The organism is Sphingomonas sp., from assembly GCF_048594985.1.
Lineage (GTDB): Bacteria > Pseudomonadota > Alphaproteobacteria > Sphingomonadales > Sphingomonadaceae > Sphingomonas_I.
Genome location: NZ_JBMDXG010000269.1, coordinates 1 through 18,669, shown reverse-complemented (window position 1 = coordinate 18,669; position 18,669 = coordinate 1). Strand labels below are relative to the sequence as shown.

15 protein-coding genes and 1 pseudogene are annotated in these 18,669 nt (G+C 68.3%); 5 read left to right on the top strand and 11 right to left on the bottom strand.

The features are described 5' to 3' along the window. Window positions 1–258 (top strand): annotated as a pseudogene (locus ACOJSF_RS10970) (DNA topoisomerase IB); the annotation flags it as partial. Then, entirely contained in the window at window positions 144–1,415 is a 1,272-nt protein-coding gene (locus ACOJSF_RS10965) for a mechanosensitive ion channel family protein (RefSeq protein ID WP_420142238.1), read from the top strand. The pseudogene ACOJSF_RS10970 and the gene ACOJSF_RS10965, both read left to right, overlap by 115 nt. Window position 1,416: 1 nt before the next feature. Here ACOJSF_RS10965 and dgcA read toward each other — a convergent pair whose 3' ends face one another. Together dgcA and ACOJSF_RS10955 are read right to left on the bottom strand one after the other, a co-directional pair. Further along, a complete protein-coding gene (gene dgcA / locus ACOJSF_RS10960) occupies window positions 1,417–2,397 on the bottom strand; it encodes an N-acetyl-D-Glu racemase DgcA (RefSeq protein ID WP_420142237.1) in 981 nt (326 codons plus the stop codon). Beyond that, window positions 2,394–3,698, bottom strand: a complete 1,305-nt coding sequence (locus ACOJSF_RS10955) for a polyhydroxyalkanoate depolymerase (RefSeq protein WP_420142236.1) — start codon at window positions 3,696–3,698, stop codon at window positions 2,394–2,396. Before ACOJSF_RS10955 ends, dgcA begins: the two co-directional genes overlap by 4 nt. Before the next feature lie 121 nt (window positions 3,699–3,819). On the opposite strand from ACOJSF_RS10955, the gene ACOJSF_RS10950 reads away from it, so the two are divergent. From ACOJSF_RS10950 to ACOJSF_RS10940, 3 genes are all read left to right on the top strand, one after another. After that, window positions 3,820–5,601 carry an ABC transporter transmembrane domain-containing protein gene (locus ACOJSF_RS10950; RefSeq protein ID WP_420142235.1) on the top strand — a complete coding sequence of 594 codons (1,782 nt, stop codon included), beginning with the start codon at window positions 3,820–3,822 and terminating at the stop codon, window positions 5,599–5,601. Between the two features lie 47 nt (window positions 5,602–5,648). Next, window positions 5,649–6,155, top strand: coding sequence for a hypothetical protein (locus tag ACOJSF_RS10945; RefSeq protein ID WP_420142234.1), 507 nt, complete (start codon window positions 5,649–5,651; stop codon window positions 6,153–6,155). 151 nt (window positions 6,156–6,306) lie between these two features. Continuing rightward, window positions 6,307–8,112, top strand: coding sequence for an NAD(P)-binding protein (locus ACOJSF_RS10940; protein WP_420142233.1), 1,806 nt, complete (start codon window positions 6,307–6,309; stop codon window positions 8,110–8,112). A gap of 7 nt (window positions 8,113–8,119) precedes the next feature. On the opposite strand, the gene ACOJSF_RS10935 is transcribed toward ACOJSF_RS10940, so the two are convergent. The 9 genes from ACOJSF_RS10935 to ACOJSF_RS10895 form a co-directional block, all read right to left on the bottom strand. Beyond that, on the bottom strand, window positions 8,120–8,509 hold the full coding sequence (locus ACOJSF_RS10935) for a DUF2147 domain-containing protein (RefSeq protein WP_420142232.1): 390 nt from the start codon (window positions 8,507–8,509) through the stop codon (window positions 8,120–8,122). 28 nt (window positions 8,510–8,537) lie between these two features. Continuing rightward, window positions 8,538–9,656: an AI-2E family transporter gene (locus tag ACOJSF_RS10930; RefSeq protein ID WP_420142231.1), complete on the bottom strand. Its 1,119-nt coding sequence runs from the start codon at window positions 9,654–9,656 to the stop codon at window positions 8,538–8,540. Between the two features lie 47 nt (window positions 9,657–9,703). Next, a complete protein-coding gene (locus tag ACOJSF_RS10925; protein WP_420142230.1) occupies window positions 9,704–10,078 on the bottom strand; it encodes a DUF1318 domain-containing protein in 375 nt (124 codons plus the stop codon). Next, window positions 10,075–10,257 carry a YnbE family lipoprotein gene (locus ACOJSF_RS10920; RefSeq protein WP_420142229.1) on the bottom strand — a complete coding sequence of 61 codons (183 nt, stop codon included), beginning with the start codon at window positions 10,255–10,257 and terminating at the stop codon, window positions 10,075–10,077. Before ACOJSF_RS10920 ends, ACOJSF_RS10925 begins: the two co-directional genes overlap by 4 nt. Before the next feature lie 47 nt (window positions 10,258–10,304). Then, complete coding sequence (locus tag ACOJSF_RS10915) at window positions 10,305–13,331, bottom strand: intermembrane phospholipid transport protein YdbH family protein (protein ID WP_420142228.1); 3,027 nt, start codon at window positions 13,329–13,331, stop codon at window positions 10,305–10,307. A gap of 66 nt (window positions 13,332–13,397) precedes the next feature. Continuing rightward, complete coding sequence (gene phnA / locus ACOJSF_RS10910) at window positions 13,398–14,726, bottom strand: phosphonoacetate hydrolase (protein WP_420142227.1); 1,329 nt, start codon at window positions 14,724–14,726, stop codon at window positions 13,398–13,400. A 23-nt stretch (window positions 14,727–14,749) separates the two neighbouring features. Beyond that, window positions 14,750–16,357, bottom strand: a complete 1,608-nt coding sequence (locus ACOJSF_RS10905; protein ID WP_420142226.1) for a glycoside hydrolase family 43 protein — start codon at window positions 16,355–16,357, stop codon at window positions 14,750–14,752. Then, a complete protein-coding gene (locus ACOJSF_RS10900) occupies window positions 16,354–17,601 on the bottom strand; it encodes an MFS transporter (protein ID WP_420142225.1) in 1,248 nt (415 codons plus the stop codon). Before ACOJSF_RS10900 ends, ACOJSF_RS10905 begins: the two co-directional genes overlap by 4 nt. Before the next feature lie 167 nt (window positions 17,602–17,768). Then, window positions 17,769–18,669 (bottom strand): dipeptidase (locus ACOJSF_RS10895; RefSeq protein ID WP_420142224.1); only part of this gene is annotated, 901 nt, incomplete at its 5' end.

The window sequence follows — 18,669 nt, the reverse complement described above, 5'->3', positions numbered from 1 at the left end:
ACGGCAAGGGACGGCCGGCTCAGCCTCAAGCCCATGCTGGAGGCGGTCGCGCAGGCGCTCGGCAACACCCCTGCGATCAGCCGGAAATCCTACATCCATCCCGCCCTCATCGATCTCTGCCGCGATGGTGACACGGACGGCCTGTGCGCGGTAAAGCTGCCGCGCGCGACCCGCTGGTTGACAGCGCAGGAACGGGCCTTGATCGGCTTCCTCGACCAAATCGCCGCGCTCGCGTCCGCCAAAGCCAAGGCCGCCTGATGACCAACGATGTGAATGCCGAAATACCGTTGCGCGTTTCGCACACGCAGATTGAGTTGCTCTGGGACGAAAGCTTGGTCTGGGTTTCCAACCACTGGCTGCAGATCGCCATCGCCATGGGCGCCGGGGCTGCGATCATTGCCACGTTGCTGGCCGTCCGCGCGCTCGGACAAAAGCTGTGCCAGCGAGGTGGGCATTTTTCGCACTGGCCCGCCACGATCGGGCGCACCATCAGCGCCACCGGCCTGTGGTTTATCGTCCTGTTCGCGGCGAAACTGGTCACCGGCATGGCCGATCCGCCGGCGCTGGTGGTCCAGATCACCAACGTCCTCTTCACGGTCGCTGCGGCCCTGCAGGGTGCGTTGTGGGTGCGCGAGCTGGTGCTTGGGGTGGTGGAGCATCGCGCGAGCGGGACCGATCACGGCGCGCTCGGCTCGGCGGTGGGCATCATCCGCCTGCTCGTCACGATCGCGCTGTTCGCGATCGCGCTGGTGCTGATCCTCGACAATCTGGGGGTGAACGTCACAGGTCTCGTCGCGGGTCTGGGCATCGGTGGCATCGCGATCGGCCTGGCCGCCAAGGGCATTTTCGACGATCTCTTTTCGGCCCTCTCGATCATCTTTGATCGCCCCTTCCAGCGCGGCGATTCAATCCGTTTCGACCAGACCAACGGCACGGTGGAGGAAATCGGCCTCAAGACGACGCGCATTCGCGCCGTGACCGGCGAACAGGTCGTCATTTCAAACACCAACCTGCTCGACAAGGAAATCCACAATCTCGCGCGGCTTGCGCGGAGGCGGATTATCCTGACCCTTGGCGTAGCCTATTACACGCCCCCGGAGACGTGCGAGAATATGCCAGCCCTGCTGAAGGAGATCATCGAGGGCCATCAGAAGTGTAAGATGGTGCGGTGTGGGCTGGTCAGCTTCGGCGATTCAAGTCTCGATATCGAAGTGCAATTCGATGTCGCTTCGGATGATTACAACGAAGTGTTTGACGCACGGCATCGCGTCTGTGTTGCCATTCTGGCGTCGTTCAACGCACGCGGGATAGATTTTGCGTTCCCGACCCAAACGACCGCCATCGCCGATCGTACCGGCCGCCCGATCGAACCGGCATTTCAGCCGGCGCACAGCGCATCGGCCAAGCCGGCCTGATCTAACCCCACAAAGCGGGTGCGGGCGGCATCAGGCAGCCGCGGTCGATAGACATTGCCATATCGCGGTCCGCCGCGAGCAGGAGCGCGCCGTCGAGATCGATCCACCGCGCCTGGTCGGCAAGCAGGAATGCGGGCGCGATGCCGAGCGAGGTCGAGAGCATGCAGCCCACCATGACCTCCAGCCCCATCGCTTCGGCAGCCGTCGCAAGCGCGAGCGCCTCGGTCAGCCCGCCGCATTTGTCGAGCTTGATGTTGATCGCCTGGTAGCGGCCGACGCAGCGATCGAGATCGGCACGATCCTGGCAGCTTTCGTCCGCCGCCAGCGGGATCGGACTGTCGATACCGTCGAGCAGTGCGTCCTGCCCGTGCGCGATGGGCTGCTCGATCAGTTCGACCCCGAAGGGCTTCAGTACCTCCGCCTCGGCTGCCACGTCCCGGCCGGTCCACGCCTCATTCGCGTCGACGATCAGGCGCGCCTCGGGTGCGCCGCGCCGCACCGCCGCCACGCGCTCTCGATCGCCCTCGCCCGCCAGTTTGAGCTTCAGCAGCGGACGCCCGGCGGCAGCGCGTGCATCGGCTTCCATCCGGGCCGGATCCGCCAGAGAGATGGTGAAAGCGGTCACGCTTGGGGCGGGCTCGGCCAATCCCGCCAGCCGCCACACGGGCTGCCCGCTTTGCTTGGCGGCGATGTCCCACAGCGCACAGTCGAGCGCATTGCGCGCCGCCCCGCGCGGCAGGCGTGCCTGCAGGTCCTCGCGCGTCAGGCCCGCCGCCAACGCGTCCGCCTGCGACAGGACAGCGGCCAGCACGGTCTCCGCCGTCTCGCCATGATAATAGATCGGCGTCCCCGCGCCCCGACCGATCACGCCATCGCGGTCGGCCAGCTCGGCGACCACCACGTCGACATGCGTCTTGGCGCCGCGCGCGATGGTGAACGCGCCGGCCACCGGCCAGCGCTCGATCCGCGCGGTCAGCTTCACGCGAAGTTGGTCGAATTGGCCTCCCGCGCGGGCGGATCGGGCTCGGCCTGCACGACCTCTGGCTCGGCAGGCTTTGCGCGTCCTTCGGCGTCGGCGATGAACGCCTCCAGCACGGGCGCGGTCTCCTCGCGCCAGCGGCGCCCGTTGAAGATCCCGTAATGCCCGACCCGCTCGGCGAGATGATATTTTTTGAGCGCCTCAGGCAGCTTGGTCGCTAGGTCGAGCGCCGCCTTGGTCTGGCCGAGACCCGAAATATCATCGCGTTCGCCCTCGATCGCCAGCAGCGCCACGTCGGTAATCGCGGCGGGATCGACCTTCCGTCCATGGATCGTCATCTCGCCGCGCGGCAGGAGCTGGCGCTGGAACACGACGTCGATCGTCTGCAGGTAGAATTCGGCGGTCATGTCGCACACCGAACGATATTCGTCGTAGAAGGCCTTGGTCGCCTCGGCGCTTTCCTGGTCGCCGTCGACCAGGTGGCGGAACATCTGCCAGTGGCTGACGAGGTGATTGCCCCAGTTCATCGCCATGAAGCCGGTGAGCTGGAGGAAGCCGGGATAGACCTTCCGCCCGCCGCCCGGATAATAAAGCGGGACCGTCGCGATCACGTTCTGCTCGAACCAGGTGAACGGCCGCTGGGTCGCGACCGTGTTGACGGCGGTCGGCGCCTCGCGCGTGTCGATCGGGCCGCCCATCATCGTCAACGTGCGCGGGCGTGCAGGGTTGCGGTCGGCCGACATCAGGCACACTGCCGCATAAGCCGGCACCGCCGGCTGGCACACCGCCAGCACGTGCGCGCCGGGGCCGATATGCTCCAGCCAGCCGATCAGATAGTCGACATAATCATCCAGATCGAACTTGCCCTCCGCCAGCGGCACCAGCCGCGCGTCGGCCCAGTCGGTGATCCAGACGTCGTTGGTGGGCAGTAGCCGCTCGACCGTGCCCCGCAGCAGGGTGGCGTAGTGGCCCGACATCGGCGCCACGATCAGCAGCTTCGGCTGGCCATCCGGCGCACCATCGCGCGCGAAATGGATCAACCGGCCGAAGGGACGGTCCGCCTCCGCCACCTCGACCACGGGAATCTCCTTGCCGCCGATCAGCGCGACATCGAGCCCGAACGCCGGCTTGCCGTGCGGCGCGGAAGCATGCGCGAACACGTCGAGCCCCGACGCCATCATCGATCCGATCTGCGTGTGCGCAAACGGATTGGCCGGATTGTGCATCCATTCGGAGCCGAGCTCCGCCATCGCGCTTGCGCCCGCCAGCAGGCTCTTCTGCAACTCGTAGGTTTCGTACAGCAAACGGCCTTCTCCCCACCCCAAAATGGGGCGAAACACGTTGCAATGCAACAAACGTCGCGTGGCATAACGGTCCAGCGCGGCATTGGTTGAGACCCGCGCGCACCGCTGGTAGGCGAGCGCGATGGCCGATGCCCTACCTCCCCCGGAGCGCCGCCCGATCGGCGAATTGCGTCTGATCTGGGGAATGGCTGCGCATTATCCGGGCCGCATCGCCGCCGCTCTGGCCGCGCTTGTGGTCGCCTCCGCCGCCACGCTCGCCATCCCCTATGGCTTCAAGCGCGTGATTGACCGGGGATTTCTGGCGGAGGGTGGCACGCAGGCCAGCGTGGGCCACGCCTTCAACTATCTGCTGATGATCGTCGCGGTGCTGGCGATCGCGACCGCGCTGCGCTTCTATTTTGTGTCGTGGCTCGGCGAGCGGGTGGTGGCGGACCTGCGCGCCCGCGTGCACGCCAACCTCCTCACGCTCGCCCCGCGCTTCTTCGAAGAGAATCGCCCGTCCGAAATCGCCTCGCGCCTGACCAGTGACACGGCCGTGATCGAACAGGTGGTCGGATCGACCGTGTCGATCGCGCTGCGCAACGCCTTCACCGGAATCGGCGGCATCGTCTATCTGTTCACGCTCTCGCCCAAGCTGGCGGGCAGCCTGTTGCTCGGCATCCCGCTCATTCTCGCCCCCATCGTGCTGCTCGGCCGGCGCGTGCGCGGGTTCAGCCGCACCTCGCAGGACCGAATAGCGGAACTGGGCGCGATCGTGTCTGAAACGCTCGGCGCGATGAAAATCGTGCAGGGTTTCGGACAGGAGAAGCGCGAGGGCGCGCGCTTCGGCGTCGCGATCGAGGACGCTTTCGCCACCGCGCGCCACCGGTTCACCGTCCGCGCGGCGATGACTGCGATTGTGATCGCGCTGATCTTCGGATCGATCACGCTCGTCCTGCGCGAAGGCGCAACCGATGTGGCGGCGGGACGGATGTCGGGCGGTGCGATCGCCGCCTTCGTGCTGACGGGCGGGCTGGTGGCGGGCGCATTCGGCGCGCTGACCGAGGTTTATGGAGACCTGCTGCGCGGGGCGGGCGCGGCCGGACGCCTCAACGAACTGCTGTCCGAGCGGCCGGAGATCGCCGCGCCGGCACGCCCGCAGGCCCTGCCGCAGCCGCCGCGCGGCGCGCTCGCCTTCGACCATGTCGAATTCCGCTATCCGACCCGGCCCGAACTGCCCGCGCTCCACGATTTCACGCTGACCGTGTCGCCCGGGGAGACCGTGGCGGTCGTCGGCCCGTCGGGCGCCGGCAAATCGACCCTGTTCCAGCTTGCGCAGCGCTTTTACGATCCCCAATCGGGCTCAGTCCGCCTGGACGGCGTGGCGCTCACGCAGGCCGATCCCGCGCAGGTGCGTGCGCGGATCGCGGTGGTGCCGCAGGATACCGTGATCTTCGCCGCCTCGGCACGCGACAATCTCCGCTACGGCCGCTGGGAAGCCGACGACGGCGCATTGTGGGCGGCGGCGGAGGCCGCCAATGCCGCGCGCTTCCTGCAGGAGCTGCCGCAGGGCCTCGACACCTTCCTCGGCGAAGGCGGCGCGCGCCTGTCCGGCGGACAGCGCCAGCGCCTGGCGATCGCGCGCGCGCTGCTGCGCGATGCGCCTCTCCTGCTGCTGGACGAAGCGACCTCCGCGCTCGATGCGGAGAGCGAGCGTCTGGTGCAGGATGCGCTGGAACGGCTGATGGCGCGACGCACGACGATCGTCATCGCTCATCGCCTCGCCACCGTCCGCAACGCCGATCGGATCGTGGTGATGGATCGCGGGCGGATCGTTGAGGAAGGCCGACACGATGCGCTGATCAAGCGCGGCGGCCTCTACGCCCGCCTCGCCCAGCTGCAGTTCGACGGCGAGGCTGCCTGACGGCCTGTCGCGCGGGAACCACGCCCCGCCGTGCGAATTATGCCGACATGAACTCGTTCCTATCCCGTTACGGCCTTGCCGCCATCCTCATCGTCGCGCAGCCCGCATGGTCGCAGGCCGAACAACCGGCCAAGACTGACCGTTTCGGTCAGACCACCAAGACCGCGGGCAGGATTGCAAGCCAGCCGGCGCGCGACGTTGGCGCCAGCAAGACGAATATCCCGCCGGTGCTGCAGAAGGCGATTCAGAGCCCCTATTCGCTGACAGGCCTGCGCACCTGCGCGCAGCTTCGCGCGGCAACGAAGGAGTTGACGGCGGTTCTTGGCCCCGACTTCGTGGCCGGAGCAGTGACCAATGAAAACCGCGCGAGCAAGATCGCCGAGGCGGGCGGCCGGACGGTGGTCAATGCGATCATCCCGTTTCGGGGTCTCGTCCGCGAGGTGAGCGGCGCCGCCCCCGCTCAGCGCCGGCTCAATGCCGCGATAGATGCCGGTTACGCCCGGCGCGGCTTCCTGCGCGGCGTGGCGACGCAGCGGAAATGCAGGCTGGGCTAGCAGCCTAACGATCGCCGTCCTGTCGGCGAAGGCTTGACCGAATACCGATCCTGCTGAATCGTATACTTTTTACGGTGGTGGGTAAGTGGCCAATCTGGGATGCCGCAATGGGGAATCGCTCGGCCTGAACGACGCGATCACGCGTCGCGATGTGATTAACGGCGCCCTGGCCGGCGCGGGTGCGGTGCTCGTCGGCGGGCGTGCAACCGCCGCGGCCCCGCGCGACCCGTTCACCGGCTATGGCGGCGTCGGCGATTATGCCGCTGCGAACGGCAACACCTTGCCGGTCATCCAGGCCGCGCACGGCATCCGCGATGCGCTGTATGACGGATGGGAAGACGCGGCCGATAGCGAGCATTTCGATCTGGTGATCGTCGGCGGCGGCCCCACCGGCCTGCTCACCGCGCACGACTATGCCGCGCTGACGGGCGGCGGCAAACGTTGCCTGATCCTCGAAAACCATCCGGTTTTCGGCGGGGCGTCGAAACAGAACGACTTCCTCGTCGACGGCGTGCGCCTGACCGGGCCGCAGGCCGCGAACGGCTTCCTCGTTCCGGAGGTCGGGTCCGGCACGCAGATGGATCAGCTGTTCGACACGTTCGGCCTGCCGCGCGACTATCGCTTCCGCGCGTGGAGCGATGCCTTCACCCCCATCCGTTTCGCGACTGACAATTATGCGCCGATGAACGGACTGGCCGAAGGCAAGGTCGACATTGCTTATTATTTCGATCGGGCCGATGGCGCCCCCGGGCCCGAATGGCGGCGCAACATCTGGGCGAATGGGCTCGTCGACACGCCCTTCTCATCCACTTTGCGCCGCGACCTGCTGGCATGGCGCACGGGTTCGGCCGAGGGCGATCCGCCGCCCGAACTGCTCGATCGGATGAGCTATCGCCATTATCTGGAGGTGGTGAAGGGCTTCGATCCGGGCGTGACGCGGGTCGCGCGGCCGCATACCAGCCTGCTCACCGGGGTCAGCCCCGACGCCGCCTCGGCACGCGCGGCGCGCGCCTATGTCCGGCCGACGCAGCGCATGGACGCCTCCTTCCCCGGCGGGAACAGCGTGCTGGCGCGGATGATCGTGCGCAAGCTCGTGCCCGGCGCGATCGGCGGCACGCAGGATTTCGCGGGGCTGGTAAACGGGCCGATCGATTTCGCGGCGCTCGACCGCGCGGGCCAGCCGACGCGCATCCGGTTGGGCACGACCGTTTTCCACGTCCGCCATCGATCCGACAGCCGTGTAGACGTGGCCTACGTCAAGGACGGCAGGCCCGTGCGCGTGACCGCTGGCGCGGTGGTGATGGCGAGCGGCGGGTGGGTCACGCGGCGGGTCGTCGCCGATCTGCCTGAGGACATCGCCACCGCTTATGGGCAGTTCGTCCATGCACCAGCTTTGGTGGTCAATGTGGCGTTGACCAACTGGCGCTTCCTCTACCGGCTCGGCGCGGCGGCGGCGCGCTGGTACGACGACACGGGAATGTTCGGCTTCGTTGGCAATATCCGCCAACCGATGCTGATCGACGGCAGCGCGCCCGCGCTCGATCCCGACCGGCCGGCGCTCTTCACGATGTATATGGGCCTTTACACACCGGGCGAGAGCGACGCCGCGACGCAGGCGATGGCCAACCGCCAGCGCCTGCTGACCACGCCCTATGCCGAGTATGAACGCGTCATCCGGCAGCAGATGACCCGCCTGTTTGGCGCGACCGGGTTCGACGCGCGCCGCGACATCGCCGGAATCGTGCTGAATCGCTGGGGCCATGCCCGCGTGGTCCAATATCCAGGCTTCTATTTTGGCGAGGCGGGGCTTCCGAGCCCGCGCGAGGTCGTGGCGAAGGGCTTCGGCCGGATCGTCATCGCGCATTCGGAACTGGAGGGCGCGCAGAACTACACCGGCGCGTTCAAGCATGGCGCACGCGCCGCGCGCGAGGTGATGGCACGGACCGGGCTCGCCTGAACCCGCGTCAGGGCGCGACGCGGGTCCAGACCTGGGTCTTGCACATCAGCCTGCCGAGCAGGCAGCCCTTCGCCTCGATATGATCCGGATCGGCAACGCGGATCGTGCCCGACAGCGTCCGCCCCATATCGGGCACGAACACCTTTCCACGCCATAGACCGTGCGGCCTGGCCACAAAGTCGCGGAACAGCGTGGTGCCGACCAGCGGATCGGTCCCGCCACGCGCGGCATCGGCGCTGGCCTTCTCGTTCGCCCACTCGACCACGCCGCACATCCGGTCATTGCACGGCCCGATGCGGACGTGGACGCTCCCGCGCGGATTGCTCCAGAGCCCGGCCGGCAGCGCTTCAGCCGCCAGCGGCGCGCAGGCCGACAGGCCGCACAGCGCCGCCATCATCCGCCCGCCCCGGCGCAGGGCGCGCGGATCAGGCCGCCGGCCCGACACCGTTGGAACCCAGCCGCATCGTCGTGACGATATTCCAGACAGCGATGAACAGGGCCGCGATCACCGGCCCGATGATGAGTCCGCTGAAACCGAACAGGTCCAGCCCGCCCAGCGTCGTGATCAGCACGACATAATCGGGCATGCGCGTGTCACGGCCGACCAGGATCGGACGGAGGATATTGTCAACCAGCCCGATCACGAACATGCCGCACAAGACGAGGATGATCCCCTGCCCCACCGCCCCCGTCGCAAACAGGTAGATCGCCACCGGAACCCACACGATGCCGGTGCCGACCGCCGGCAGCAGCGACAGGACGCCCATCAGCACGCCCCACAGGAGCGCCCCGCCGATGCCGATCAGCCAGAATACGATTCCGCCGATCATCCCCTGCACGATCGCCACGACGACGCTGCCCTTGATTGTCGCGCGCACGACCACGGTGAATTTGTCGAACAGGGCCTGGCGCTGCGCGGCGCGGAGCGGCGTTGCCTCGATCACGCGCCGCATCAGCTGCTCGCCGTCGCGCAGCAGGAAGAAGGTCAGATACAGCATCACGCCGAGCGAGATGAGGAGGCTGAACGCGCCCTGCCCGATATGGAAAGCCTGCGCCGCCAGCGTGCGGACGCTGGCGGCAACGCCGGCGGCGATCCGCGTCTGGACCGCCGAGAAATCATCGAGGCCGAGGCGGCGGAGCCAGCCCACCGCCCATTCGGGCAGGCTGGCGCGCAGGCGTTCGAACAGTTGCGCGAAATCGATCGCCCCCGCCTGCAGCCGCGCATAAGCAGCCCCCGCCTCCTGCAACAGCGCGAGCGTCAGCAGGATCGCGGGGACGATCACGATCGCGATGATCAGCAGGAGCGTGAGCAAAGCGGCGCCGTTGCGCCGGCCCGGCATGCGGCGGAGCAACCGCCGATTGAGCGGCGCGAACAGGATGGCGGCGATGACGGCCCAGAGGATGGCGGCGAAGAACGGCTCCACCACCAGCGCGAAGGCGACGGTGAACAGCAGGACCAGGCCCGTCAAGACCCGATCCTCGATCCGTGGCCGCGATGCGTCCTGTTCGTTCACGCGGGCAATCTTCGCAGAATTGTCGGTCATGCACCACGCCGGCGTGCGGCGCGCGGCTCAGGCGCGCCGGATTGCGCTCAATTCCCGCACTGCGCGGGCAGCGCGATCGGGCCGGGGCCCTTCACCGCCCAGGTGCCGCCGACATTGTAGGCGCGCCCCTGGCGCAGCGTGGACAGCGTACGGCAGCCGATCGACGCGGCGAAGGCTTCGATCGGCACATTCTTGGTCTGCGCGACCTGCGTATAGCCCTGGCGGCGCTTGATGTTGATCGCGTCGACCTTGGCCTTGAGCGCGCCCGCGGGCGGACGGGCGAAGCCGAGATAGCCGTCCGCCTGCTCGCCCACCGTGCCGGCATCGAGCGCCGCCTCGACCTCGCTGTCCATCTGCGCATGGGCGGGCACCGCCGCCAGCGCGAGCGCGACGGTCATGGCGAGGAGCGGACGCTTGGTCATTGCGGAAACAGCTCCGGATTGTTGGTGATGAAGTCCTCGGCATCCTTCTTCAGGCTGACGACGACCTCCTGCTTTACGTTGATGTTCAGGTTGATCTCGATCGGCTTGTCGGGCGCCTTTACCGTGACGCAGCCGGCGAGCGGCATCATCACGAGGCCGGACAGGAACCTTCTTGTCATGCGCGTGGGGCTCGCACCCGAGGGCGGCGGCGTCAAGCATGGCCCGCTCATCGCACATTCCCGCTTGCAGGGGGCTGAACGGCGGGCGCGGGCGGGACGGGCGGCGACGGCGACAGGCGGGCGCGGTCGAGCAACAAAGCGGGGTTCATGTAGCTGCGCGCCGATCCGACCAACCCGCGGAAGGGCGCACGGATCGCGATGTTGAATCGAAAGGGCAGGTTGCGGATCAACCGCGAGACGAAGCTGGGGTCCGGCGTATCCTGACGAATGCCGGTGAACTGCACCCGGCTGATCATCTCGCCGTCCAGCCGTCCGTCCAGCTTGATTTCGAGCGCGGAGTAGCGGATCGCCTTGAGCGCGTCGAAGGCGAGCTTCCCCATGGCCCCGAGCTGCGCGTTGCTGAGCTCGCCGACATAAGCGAGCGTGCCGCCGAGCGGCCGCGCGGTGATATGTCCCCCTTCGATCCGCCCGCCCGCCTGATCGAAGATCATCGGCATCACGCCGTCGAAGGTGCCGGTCGCGGAGATGTTGGGGAAATCGAGCTGCTGGACGAAAGCGGCGGCGTCGAGCGCATCGACCCGGAACGTCATGCGGCGCTCGGTGTCCGTCCCGAAGTCGAGCAGGGCCGGGTCCATCCGCAACGTGCCGCCCGCAAACGGCCATGACGCATCCTCGATCCGCACCCGGCTTTGACCGGTCAATTGGAAACGGATCAACCCGTTGGTAGCCGCCACGCCAGGGTTGACCTCGGCCACGCGCACCTCCTGGCCCGGTGCGCTGACCAGCCCGAGCAGGTCGGTAAGCACGATCTGGCCGGAAATGCCCGTCACCGGGCCCAGCGCGGCGGCGAGATCCATCCGCTCGGTCCCGAATGTGCCGCTGCTCCTGACGCCGCGCGCACCCCAGTCGATCCGGCCCGCGCCCTTTATCGTCCCATCGACATTGGCGATCACGCCCAAGGTGAGTGGCGTCAGCTTCTCCGGCTGCAGCGCCCTTGGCCGGAAGATGATGCCCGGCACGTCGAGCACGGCGTGGCCCGCGCCGTCGGCGAGATCGTGCGCTAGCCTGACGCTGACCACGGCCGCGCCGCTCGCCGGCTCTCGTAGGGTCGCGCTCGCGGTCACGACACCGCCGTCGAGGCCGAGCCGCGCATCGTCAGTGACGAGCGGGTTGAACCGCGCCGTGTCGCCCGCGTCGCTGACGCGCAGCGCCCCATCGAGCCGCAGCACACCACCGTCGAAGCGCCAGCCCCCATTCGCCTCCGCCAGATTGAGCGGCACGTTGGCGATGCCGCCCGCCGCACCGGCAAAGTCGCCCGACAGGCCCCGTGGGTCCATTGTCCCCGTCACCGACGCGATGTCGAGGCGTGTCGGCCGCTCCGGCCCGCCCAGCACGGCAGACAGGTCACGCAACGCGAAACGGCCACCGGCGAAGCGTAGGCCTGACGCCGTGAGCGATAGCGGCGCGCCGGCATCGGTCCGGCCCACGAGCCGGATCGGACCGGCCTTCGCGTCGATCCGCACCGGGCCGCCGGCCGTCCGGGTCACGAGCGGCCGTCCGCACGCCACGATCCGGGCCGGGGCGAAGGTGAACGATGCGAGCCGCGCCTGCGCAAAGGCGATCGGCTGGCAGCCCTGCCCCACGATCAGGTCGCCTGCCGCCGTGATGCGCCCACGCACGGGGACCGACAGGCCCCGAACGAACCCGTCGCCGACCGGGCCGTCAATGCGCATGACCGTATCGAATTGGGTCGCGCGCCCGTCCCAGACGATATTAGCGGACGAAGTTTCGATTCGGCCCGCCCCGGCACGATATGGCCCGAGCCGCGCGGTTGCGTGCACCGGCGCGCCCGGCGCATCCTGCCGGATCACGGCGTCGAGCGGCGGGAGCCCACCCCCGCTTGCCGTCAGCGCCGCGTCGGCCCGCCAGCCTGCCGCCGACCACCAGAGGCCACCCCGCTCCGCCAGCGTCACCCGCGCGCCCCCTTGGCCGACCAGGACCATGCGCCGCAGATGGACGTCCGTGTTCGATCCGCGGATCGCGGCGTCAAGCGCCACCTCCGCGTCGGCGCGCGCCAGCAAGCGGGCGACCGCCGCGCTTGCCGCCGCCCCGGTCGGCGCCAGCGGTGTGCCGGCGAAAGACGTGCGCAGGCCCGCCACCGTGCGCGAAGCGTCCGGCAAGGCCAGTCCGGCGACGCGCAAACGCGCGCGCGCGGCAAGATTGCCGAGCACGCCCTCCGCGCGAACCGGGCCATCGACGCTCTCGAAACGCCCCGGCCCCGCTTCCCCGCCGAAACCGGACAGGCGCGCGACGAGCGCAACCCGGTCGAACGTCTGATTTGATGAGGCTTCGACCCGCGCTACGCCGGCGCCAAGGCGGAGTGCCGGACAGTTTGTCCGCCCGATCCGGATCGGCCCCGCGACGTGCGGCCTCCCCTGCTCCGCACCGATCCGCACGTCCGCGCGGACGGCCGCCAGGCGGCAGGAGGCGAGCCTGAGCGCCGTCGCCCTGGCTTGCGCCGTCCCCCGAAACACGCGGCGGGGATTGCCCGACCCTTCGACCGCCAGGTCGAACGCGCCGTTGGGCGTGGCGAGCGCCACGTGGGTATCACCGATCGTCAGATCGAGATCGGGCAGGCGGGTCTGCCCCCCGCGTGTCGCTGGCAGAAGCCGGTCGATCGTCCCCAGGCTGAAGCCGCCGGGTCCGATCCGCGCGCGCAACCTGACGCCGTCGACCGTGATGGCGCGCACCGCGGGGCCAGTAAGGCCGTAGCCGATCGTCACGTCGATCCGCCGCGCGGTAAGATCGGGCGCGTCGGGCGCGCCGATGCGGACGTCCTCCAGCCGTTGCAGGAACGGGCCTAGGCGAGTCAGGCGATAGGAAGCGGGCACGTCCGCCGCCGCCAGTTTGCGGTCCACCAGGTCGGTGGCGATGCGAAAGCGCAGCAGCCACAGGATCAGGAGCGCCAGCAGAACGAGGCCAGCGATAGCGGCCCCGGCGATCGCCAGCACACGCAGGAAGCGGCGCCCGCCCCGCGCATGCGTGCAATCGTCCGGCTGTTCCGATGACGTCATTGCGTCAGACGTCGCACGCGCTCATCGGCCCTGACTAAGCGGGCGGACGGGCCCGCGCAACGCGCGCTATCCCCGCAGGCCGTTCAGCAGATAGTCGAACAGGTCGTAATTGCGGACGTCTCCCCACGCCGCCCGCGCGGCATGTTCGCGGCGCAGCGGGGCCGAAATCAGGAACGGCATATGCTGCTCCGACAAGCCGCCATGCGACCGCAGGCGATGACCCGCGAGGCTAGACAGATCATGTCGCGCGGCGGCCGAGCCAATCACGACGTGGCGGGTGGCGATGACGGCGAAGTCGCCTTCATACTCCGGCGGCGTTTCGAACCGCCTCGCGGCCTCGGCCCCGGTCAACACCGCCTCGACCCCCGGCAAGGCGCGGGTCGCCGCGATCATCGCGTCCGCCTTGGCGGGATCGCGCGCATAGACCCGCACGAACGAGCCGAGCGCGCCGTGGTGGCGCACGAACGGATCGGTGATCGGGCAGATCACGCGCACGGCGTCGGTGCCGAACCGGGCGTTCAGCACATCCTCCAACCAGATGACGGCAGGCGACCCGTCAGGCTTCGACTTGTCGTTCATGCCGTGATCGCCGGTCACGCCAACCACCGCGCCGAGCGCGACCAGCCGGCCGATCCGCTGATCGATCCCCGCCAGGAAGGCGTTCGCCTGCGGCTCGCCGGGCGCATAGGTGTGCTGGATTACGTCCGACAGAGACAGGTACAGCAGCTGCGCGCCCCGCCGCTCGATCAGGGCCGCGCCGGCATCCAGCACGAAATAGGACAGATCGGGATCATATTGATCGGGGGTCTTGCGCCCGACCAGCCCTTCGACATCGTCGATCCCGGCATTGGCCATCGTCGCCTTGTCGGCATGTTGCGAGGAGAAGACGATGCCGTTGAGCTTGTAGCCGATGATCTCGCGCAACTTGTCCTTCGCGGTGACGCCCGCCGCGCGCACGCCGACCTGCGACATGCGCCCGAGGATCGTCTCGCAGCGCAGCGCGCTCGCGTCGGTGATCATCACCTCCTTGCCGCTCCGGCGGTCGAGATAATAATTGCCCGAAATGCCGTGGATGGCGGGGGGTACGCCGGTCAGGATCGACGTATTGTTGGGATTGGTGAAGCTCGGCATCACCCCGCGCGCGGTCGTCGCGAACCCCTGCGCACGAAAGCGCGCGAGGTTCGGCATCAGCCCGTCGCGCACCCCTTGCTCCAGATAGGCCGGATCGAACCCGTCGACGCAGATCGCGACGGTCGGGCGGCGCGGCAGGCGATAGGTCCGGCCGTTGACCTCGACCGGCCCGGCGAGCATCGCGCCGGCCGAGGCCGGGATCAGCGCGCCGGCGGCGAGCCCCGCCGAGCCGGCCAGTACTCCTCTGCGCGTCGAACCTTGCATGCGGTTACCTCCGATGCGCGCGCTCAATCACGCTCGCGATAGTCGAACCAGGCGAAGTCGGCGGGGAGCCCTGCTCCTGACGTGTCCTGACAGGCCATCCCCACGAACGCGCCCGTGAAATTGGCCGCGCCGGGCGCGGTCGCCTCGTCCGACAGGATTGACGCGTCGAAGGTCTCGGGCAGCCGGTGCCAGTCGTCGCCATCCGCGCCTGGCGCATAGGAAAAGAACAGGTTCGAATGATCGACCTCGACACGCAAGCGGATCGGCCCGTCGGGAATCGCGATCGGCGCGGTGAAGGCGTCGGCCTGTGGCTGATCCGGCAGCGCCGACATCACGCGGATGTGCCGGCCGTGCGTCTCGTCGTGCGACACGAACAGATAATGAAACTTGGTCGCGTTATAATAGCAGATCAGTCCCGCCGCTTGCTGGAAGTGGCGCGGCGCGTAATCGACCAGGCAGCTCGCCTCGTAAGCGAACGCCTCCTGCCGGCGGGCGACGAGCGCCTGGGTGAACAGGCTGCCGACGCTCTCCCGTCCGTGCAGACGCAGGAAGCCGGGCCGCTCGGTCAGGCTGAAGATCTGGTCGGGGTACGGGGTGCGCAGCCACTGGAAATCGTCGGGCAGCAACGTGTCGTCGAAAGCGTAATGGCGCGACGCCGGCGCGCGGGGCGCGCCCGGCAGATCGACCTCAAGCTCGGGCAGGCCGGTCCCGTCCGTCGTCCACAGCCAGCCATCCTCGCCCCACGCCATCGGCTGGATCGCGGTCTCGCGGCCGAGGATGCAGCGGCCGCGATTGGGCAGCGGCCGGCCGCACAGATAGACGATGTAGGTTTGGCCGTCGGGCGTTTCGACCAGATCGGCATGGCCCGCGCGCTGGATCGGCCCGAGCGGTGCGCCGCGCGAGCTGAGAATGCAGGTTTCGGGATGGAGTTCGTACGGCCCGGTGATCGTGCGCGAGCGCGCCATCGTGACCGCGTGGTTCCAACCGGTCCCGCCCTCCGCCGTCAGCAGGTAATAATAACCGTCGCGCCAGTAGAGGTGCGGCGCCTCGGTCAGGCCGAGCGCCGTGCCTTCGAAGATCACCTGTCGCTCCCCGATCAGGCGCTGGCCCTGCGGGTCATATTCCTGCAGCACGATCCCGCCGAAGCGCTTCATGCCGGGGCGATGATCCCACAGCATGTTGACCAGATATTTGCGCCCGTCGCGATCGTGGAACAGCGACGGATCGAACCCGCTGCTGTTGAGGTAGACCGGGTCGGACCACGGCCCCTCGATCGTCGGCGACGTCACGAGGTAATTGTGGAAATCGCGCAGCGACGCGCCGGAGGCGCCGCCCATCGTCGTACGGCCATAGCGCTTCACGTCGGTGAAGATCAGGTAGAACAGCCCGTCGTCATAGGACAGGCACGGCGCCCACACGCCGCAGCTGTCCGGATCGCCACGCATATCGAGCTGCGACGGCCGCGACAGCGGGCGCGACACCAGCCGCCAGTCGGCCAGGTTGCGCGAATGATGGATCTGCACCCCGGGAAACCATTCGAAGGTCGAAGTCGCGATATAATAATCCTCGCCGACCCGGACGATCGAGGGGTCGGGATTGAAACCGGGCAGAATGGGATTGCGGATCGTCACGCGGTCGCCTCCTTTGCGGGGTCCTTGACCACCGTCCACAACCAGACGGCGGCGACGAGGTCCAGCACCGCCAGCGCCACGAAGAACGGCCCGTAGCCGACCGAAGCGACCAGTCCGCCCACCGCCAGCGAGAAGAGCAGCACGCCGAAATTGGCGCAGGTGCCCGCGATGCCGGCGACCGTGCCCACCTCATTGCTGGGGAATAGATCGGTCGCCATCGTGATGCAGGTGACCGACAAAGTCTGGTGCGCGAAGCCGCCGAGGCACAGCAGCGCGATCGCCGCATAGGCGCTTTCGACGGTGCCGACGAACATCAGGCTGGTCATCATGCATGCGCCCAGCGTGAAGGCCCAGCGGCGCGCGTTGACGATGCTGACGCCGCGCTTGTTGAGCCACGCCGCCACCGCCGGCCCGAACAGGCAGCCGAGATCGGCCGCGACGAACGGCATCCACGCGAAGATCGCGATCTGCGTCAGGTCGAACCCGCGTTCCTTGGCGAGGTAGAGCGGCAGCCAGAAGGTAAGCGTGCCCCACGTCGGATCGGCGAGGAAACGCGGCACCGCGATCCCCCACAGGTTGCGGCGGCGCGCGATCGCCCAGAAGGACGGGCGCGGCGCGGTGACCGGCGTCAGCACCCCGCGCTCCTGCCCGCCGAGGACGTAGTCGCGTTCGTCCGCGCGCATGCGCGGATGCTCGGCGATCGGGCGGTAGAAGAGCAGCCAGCAGACCACCCAGATAAAGCCAAGGCCGCCGGTGATGATAAACGCCGCGTGCCAGCTCCAATAATAGATCGACGCCGCGACCAGCGGCGGGGCGAGCATCGATCCCAGCGACGCGCCGATATTGTAGACCCCGCCGGCGAAGCCGCGCTCGCGCGCCGGAAACCATTCGGCGACGACCTTGAGCCCCCCGGGCTGGGCCGTGCCCTCTGCCAGCCCCATCGCGCCGCGCAGCGCCGCCAGCATCGGCCAGTTGAACGCCAGGCTGTGCGCCGCCGAAATGAGCGACCATGCGCCCGCGAAGATGGCGAGGCCGTAACGCAGCCCGATCACGTCGAGAACGTAGCCGGTCACCGTCTGGAACATGATGCCTGCCTGGAAGGCAGCGGTGATCCACGAATATTGCTGTTCGGTGATGCCAAGGTCCGGCAGCATCACCGGCGCCGCGACGCCGAGCGTACTGCGCGTGAGGTAGTTGAGGATCGTGCCGACCATGACCAGGCCGATCATCCACCAGCGCAGCATGCCGCGCCGCCTCTTTACCACCATCCCCGCCCCGTCCTTGCCAAACCCTGGTCGCGCTACCGTCGGGCGGCCGTAGCCCAGGCGGCGCGCGGGTGCGAGCCCTTAGCTGGCCGATGCGAATGCCGTGTGGCTTCAGGGGCCGGGGCGGACGCTTGGCATTTCGGTGATCAGTTGGCGGCGGCCTTCACGCGCTCCGCCGCCTCCATGACGCGCAGGACGTTGCCCCCGGCGAGTTTCGCGATGTCACGATCGGTCCAGCCGCGCCGCATCAGTTCGGCCAGCAGCGCGGGATAGGTCGAGACGTCGCCGAGTCCGTCGGGAAGCGTATCCCCCACTCCGTCGAAGTCCGATCCGATCCCGACATGATCGACGCCCGCCACTCGCGCGACATGATCGATGTGGTCGGCCACCTGCGAAAGGGTCACGCGCGATGCGGGGTGATCCTTTTCCCACTGGGCATAGAGAGCGGCCGCGCGTTCGGGCTGGCCGATCGCAAGCCCGTTGTAAGGCGGCGCGTTGAGCCGCGTCTTTTCCGCCGCCGCGTCGGCCGACCAGCGGCGATAGGCATCGGACACATAGGGCGGCGCGTAATTCACCATCACCACCCCGCCATTGGCGCGGAGAAGCCGCAGCACGTCATCAGACACGTTGCGTGGATGATCGTTGAGCGCGCGCGCATTCGAATGCGAGAAGATGACCGGCGCCTTCGACGCCTCGATCGCATCGCGCATCGTTCCCTCGCTGACATGGCTCAGGTCGACCAGCACGCCCAGCCGGTTGAGTTCGGACACCACCTGACGCCCGAAATCGGTCAAGCCGTCATGCTTCGGATTGTCCGTGGCCGAATCCGCCCATTCGATCGTGCGCGAATGAGTGAGCGTGAGGTAGCCGACACCGAGCGCGGCGTAGGACCGCAACACCGATAGGTTGCCATCGATCTGCCCGCCGCCCTCGACGCCGATCAGGCACCCGATCCGCCCCGCCTGATGCGCGCGCCGCACCTCCGCCGCGGTCCGCACCATGGCGAAGCGATCCGGGTAGCGCGCGGCGATGGCATGGACGAGATCG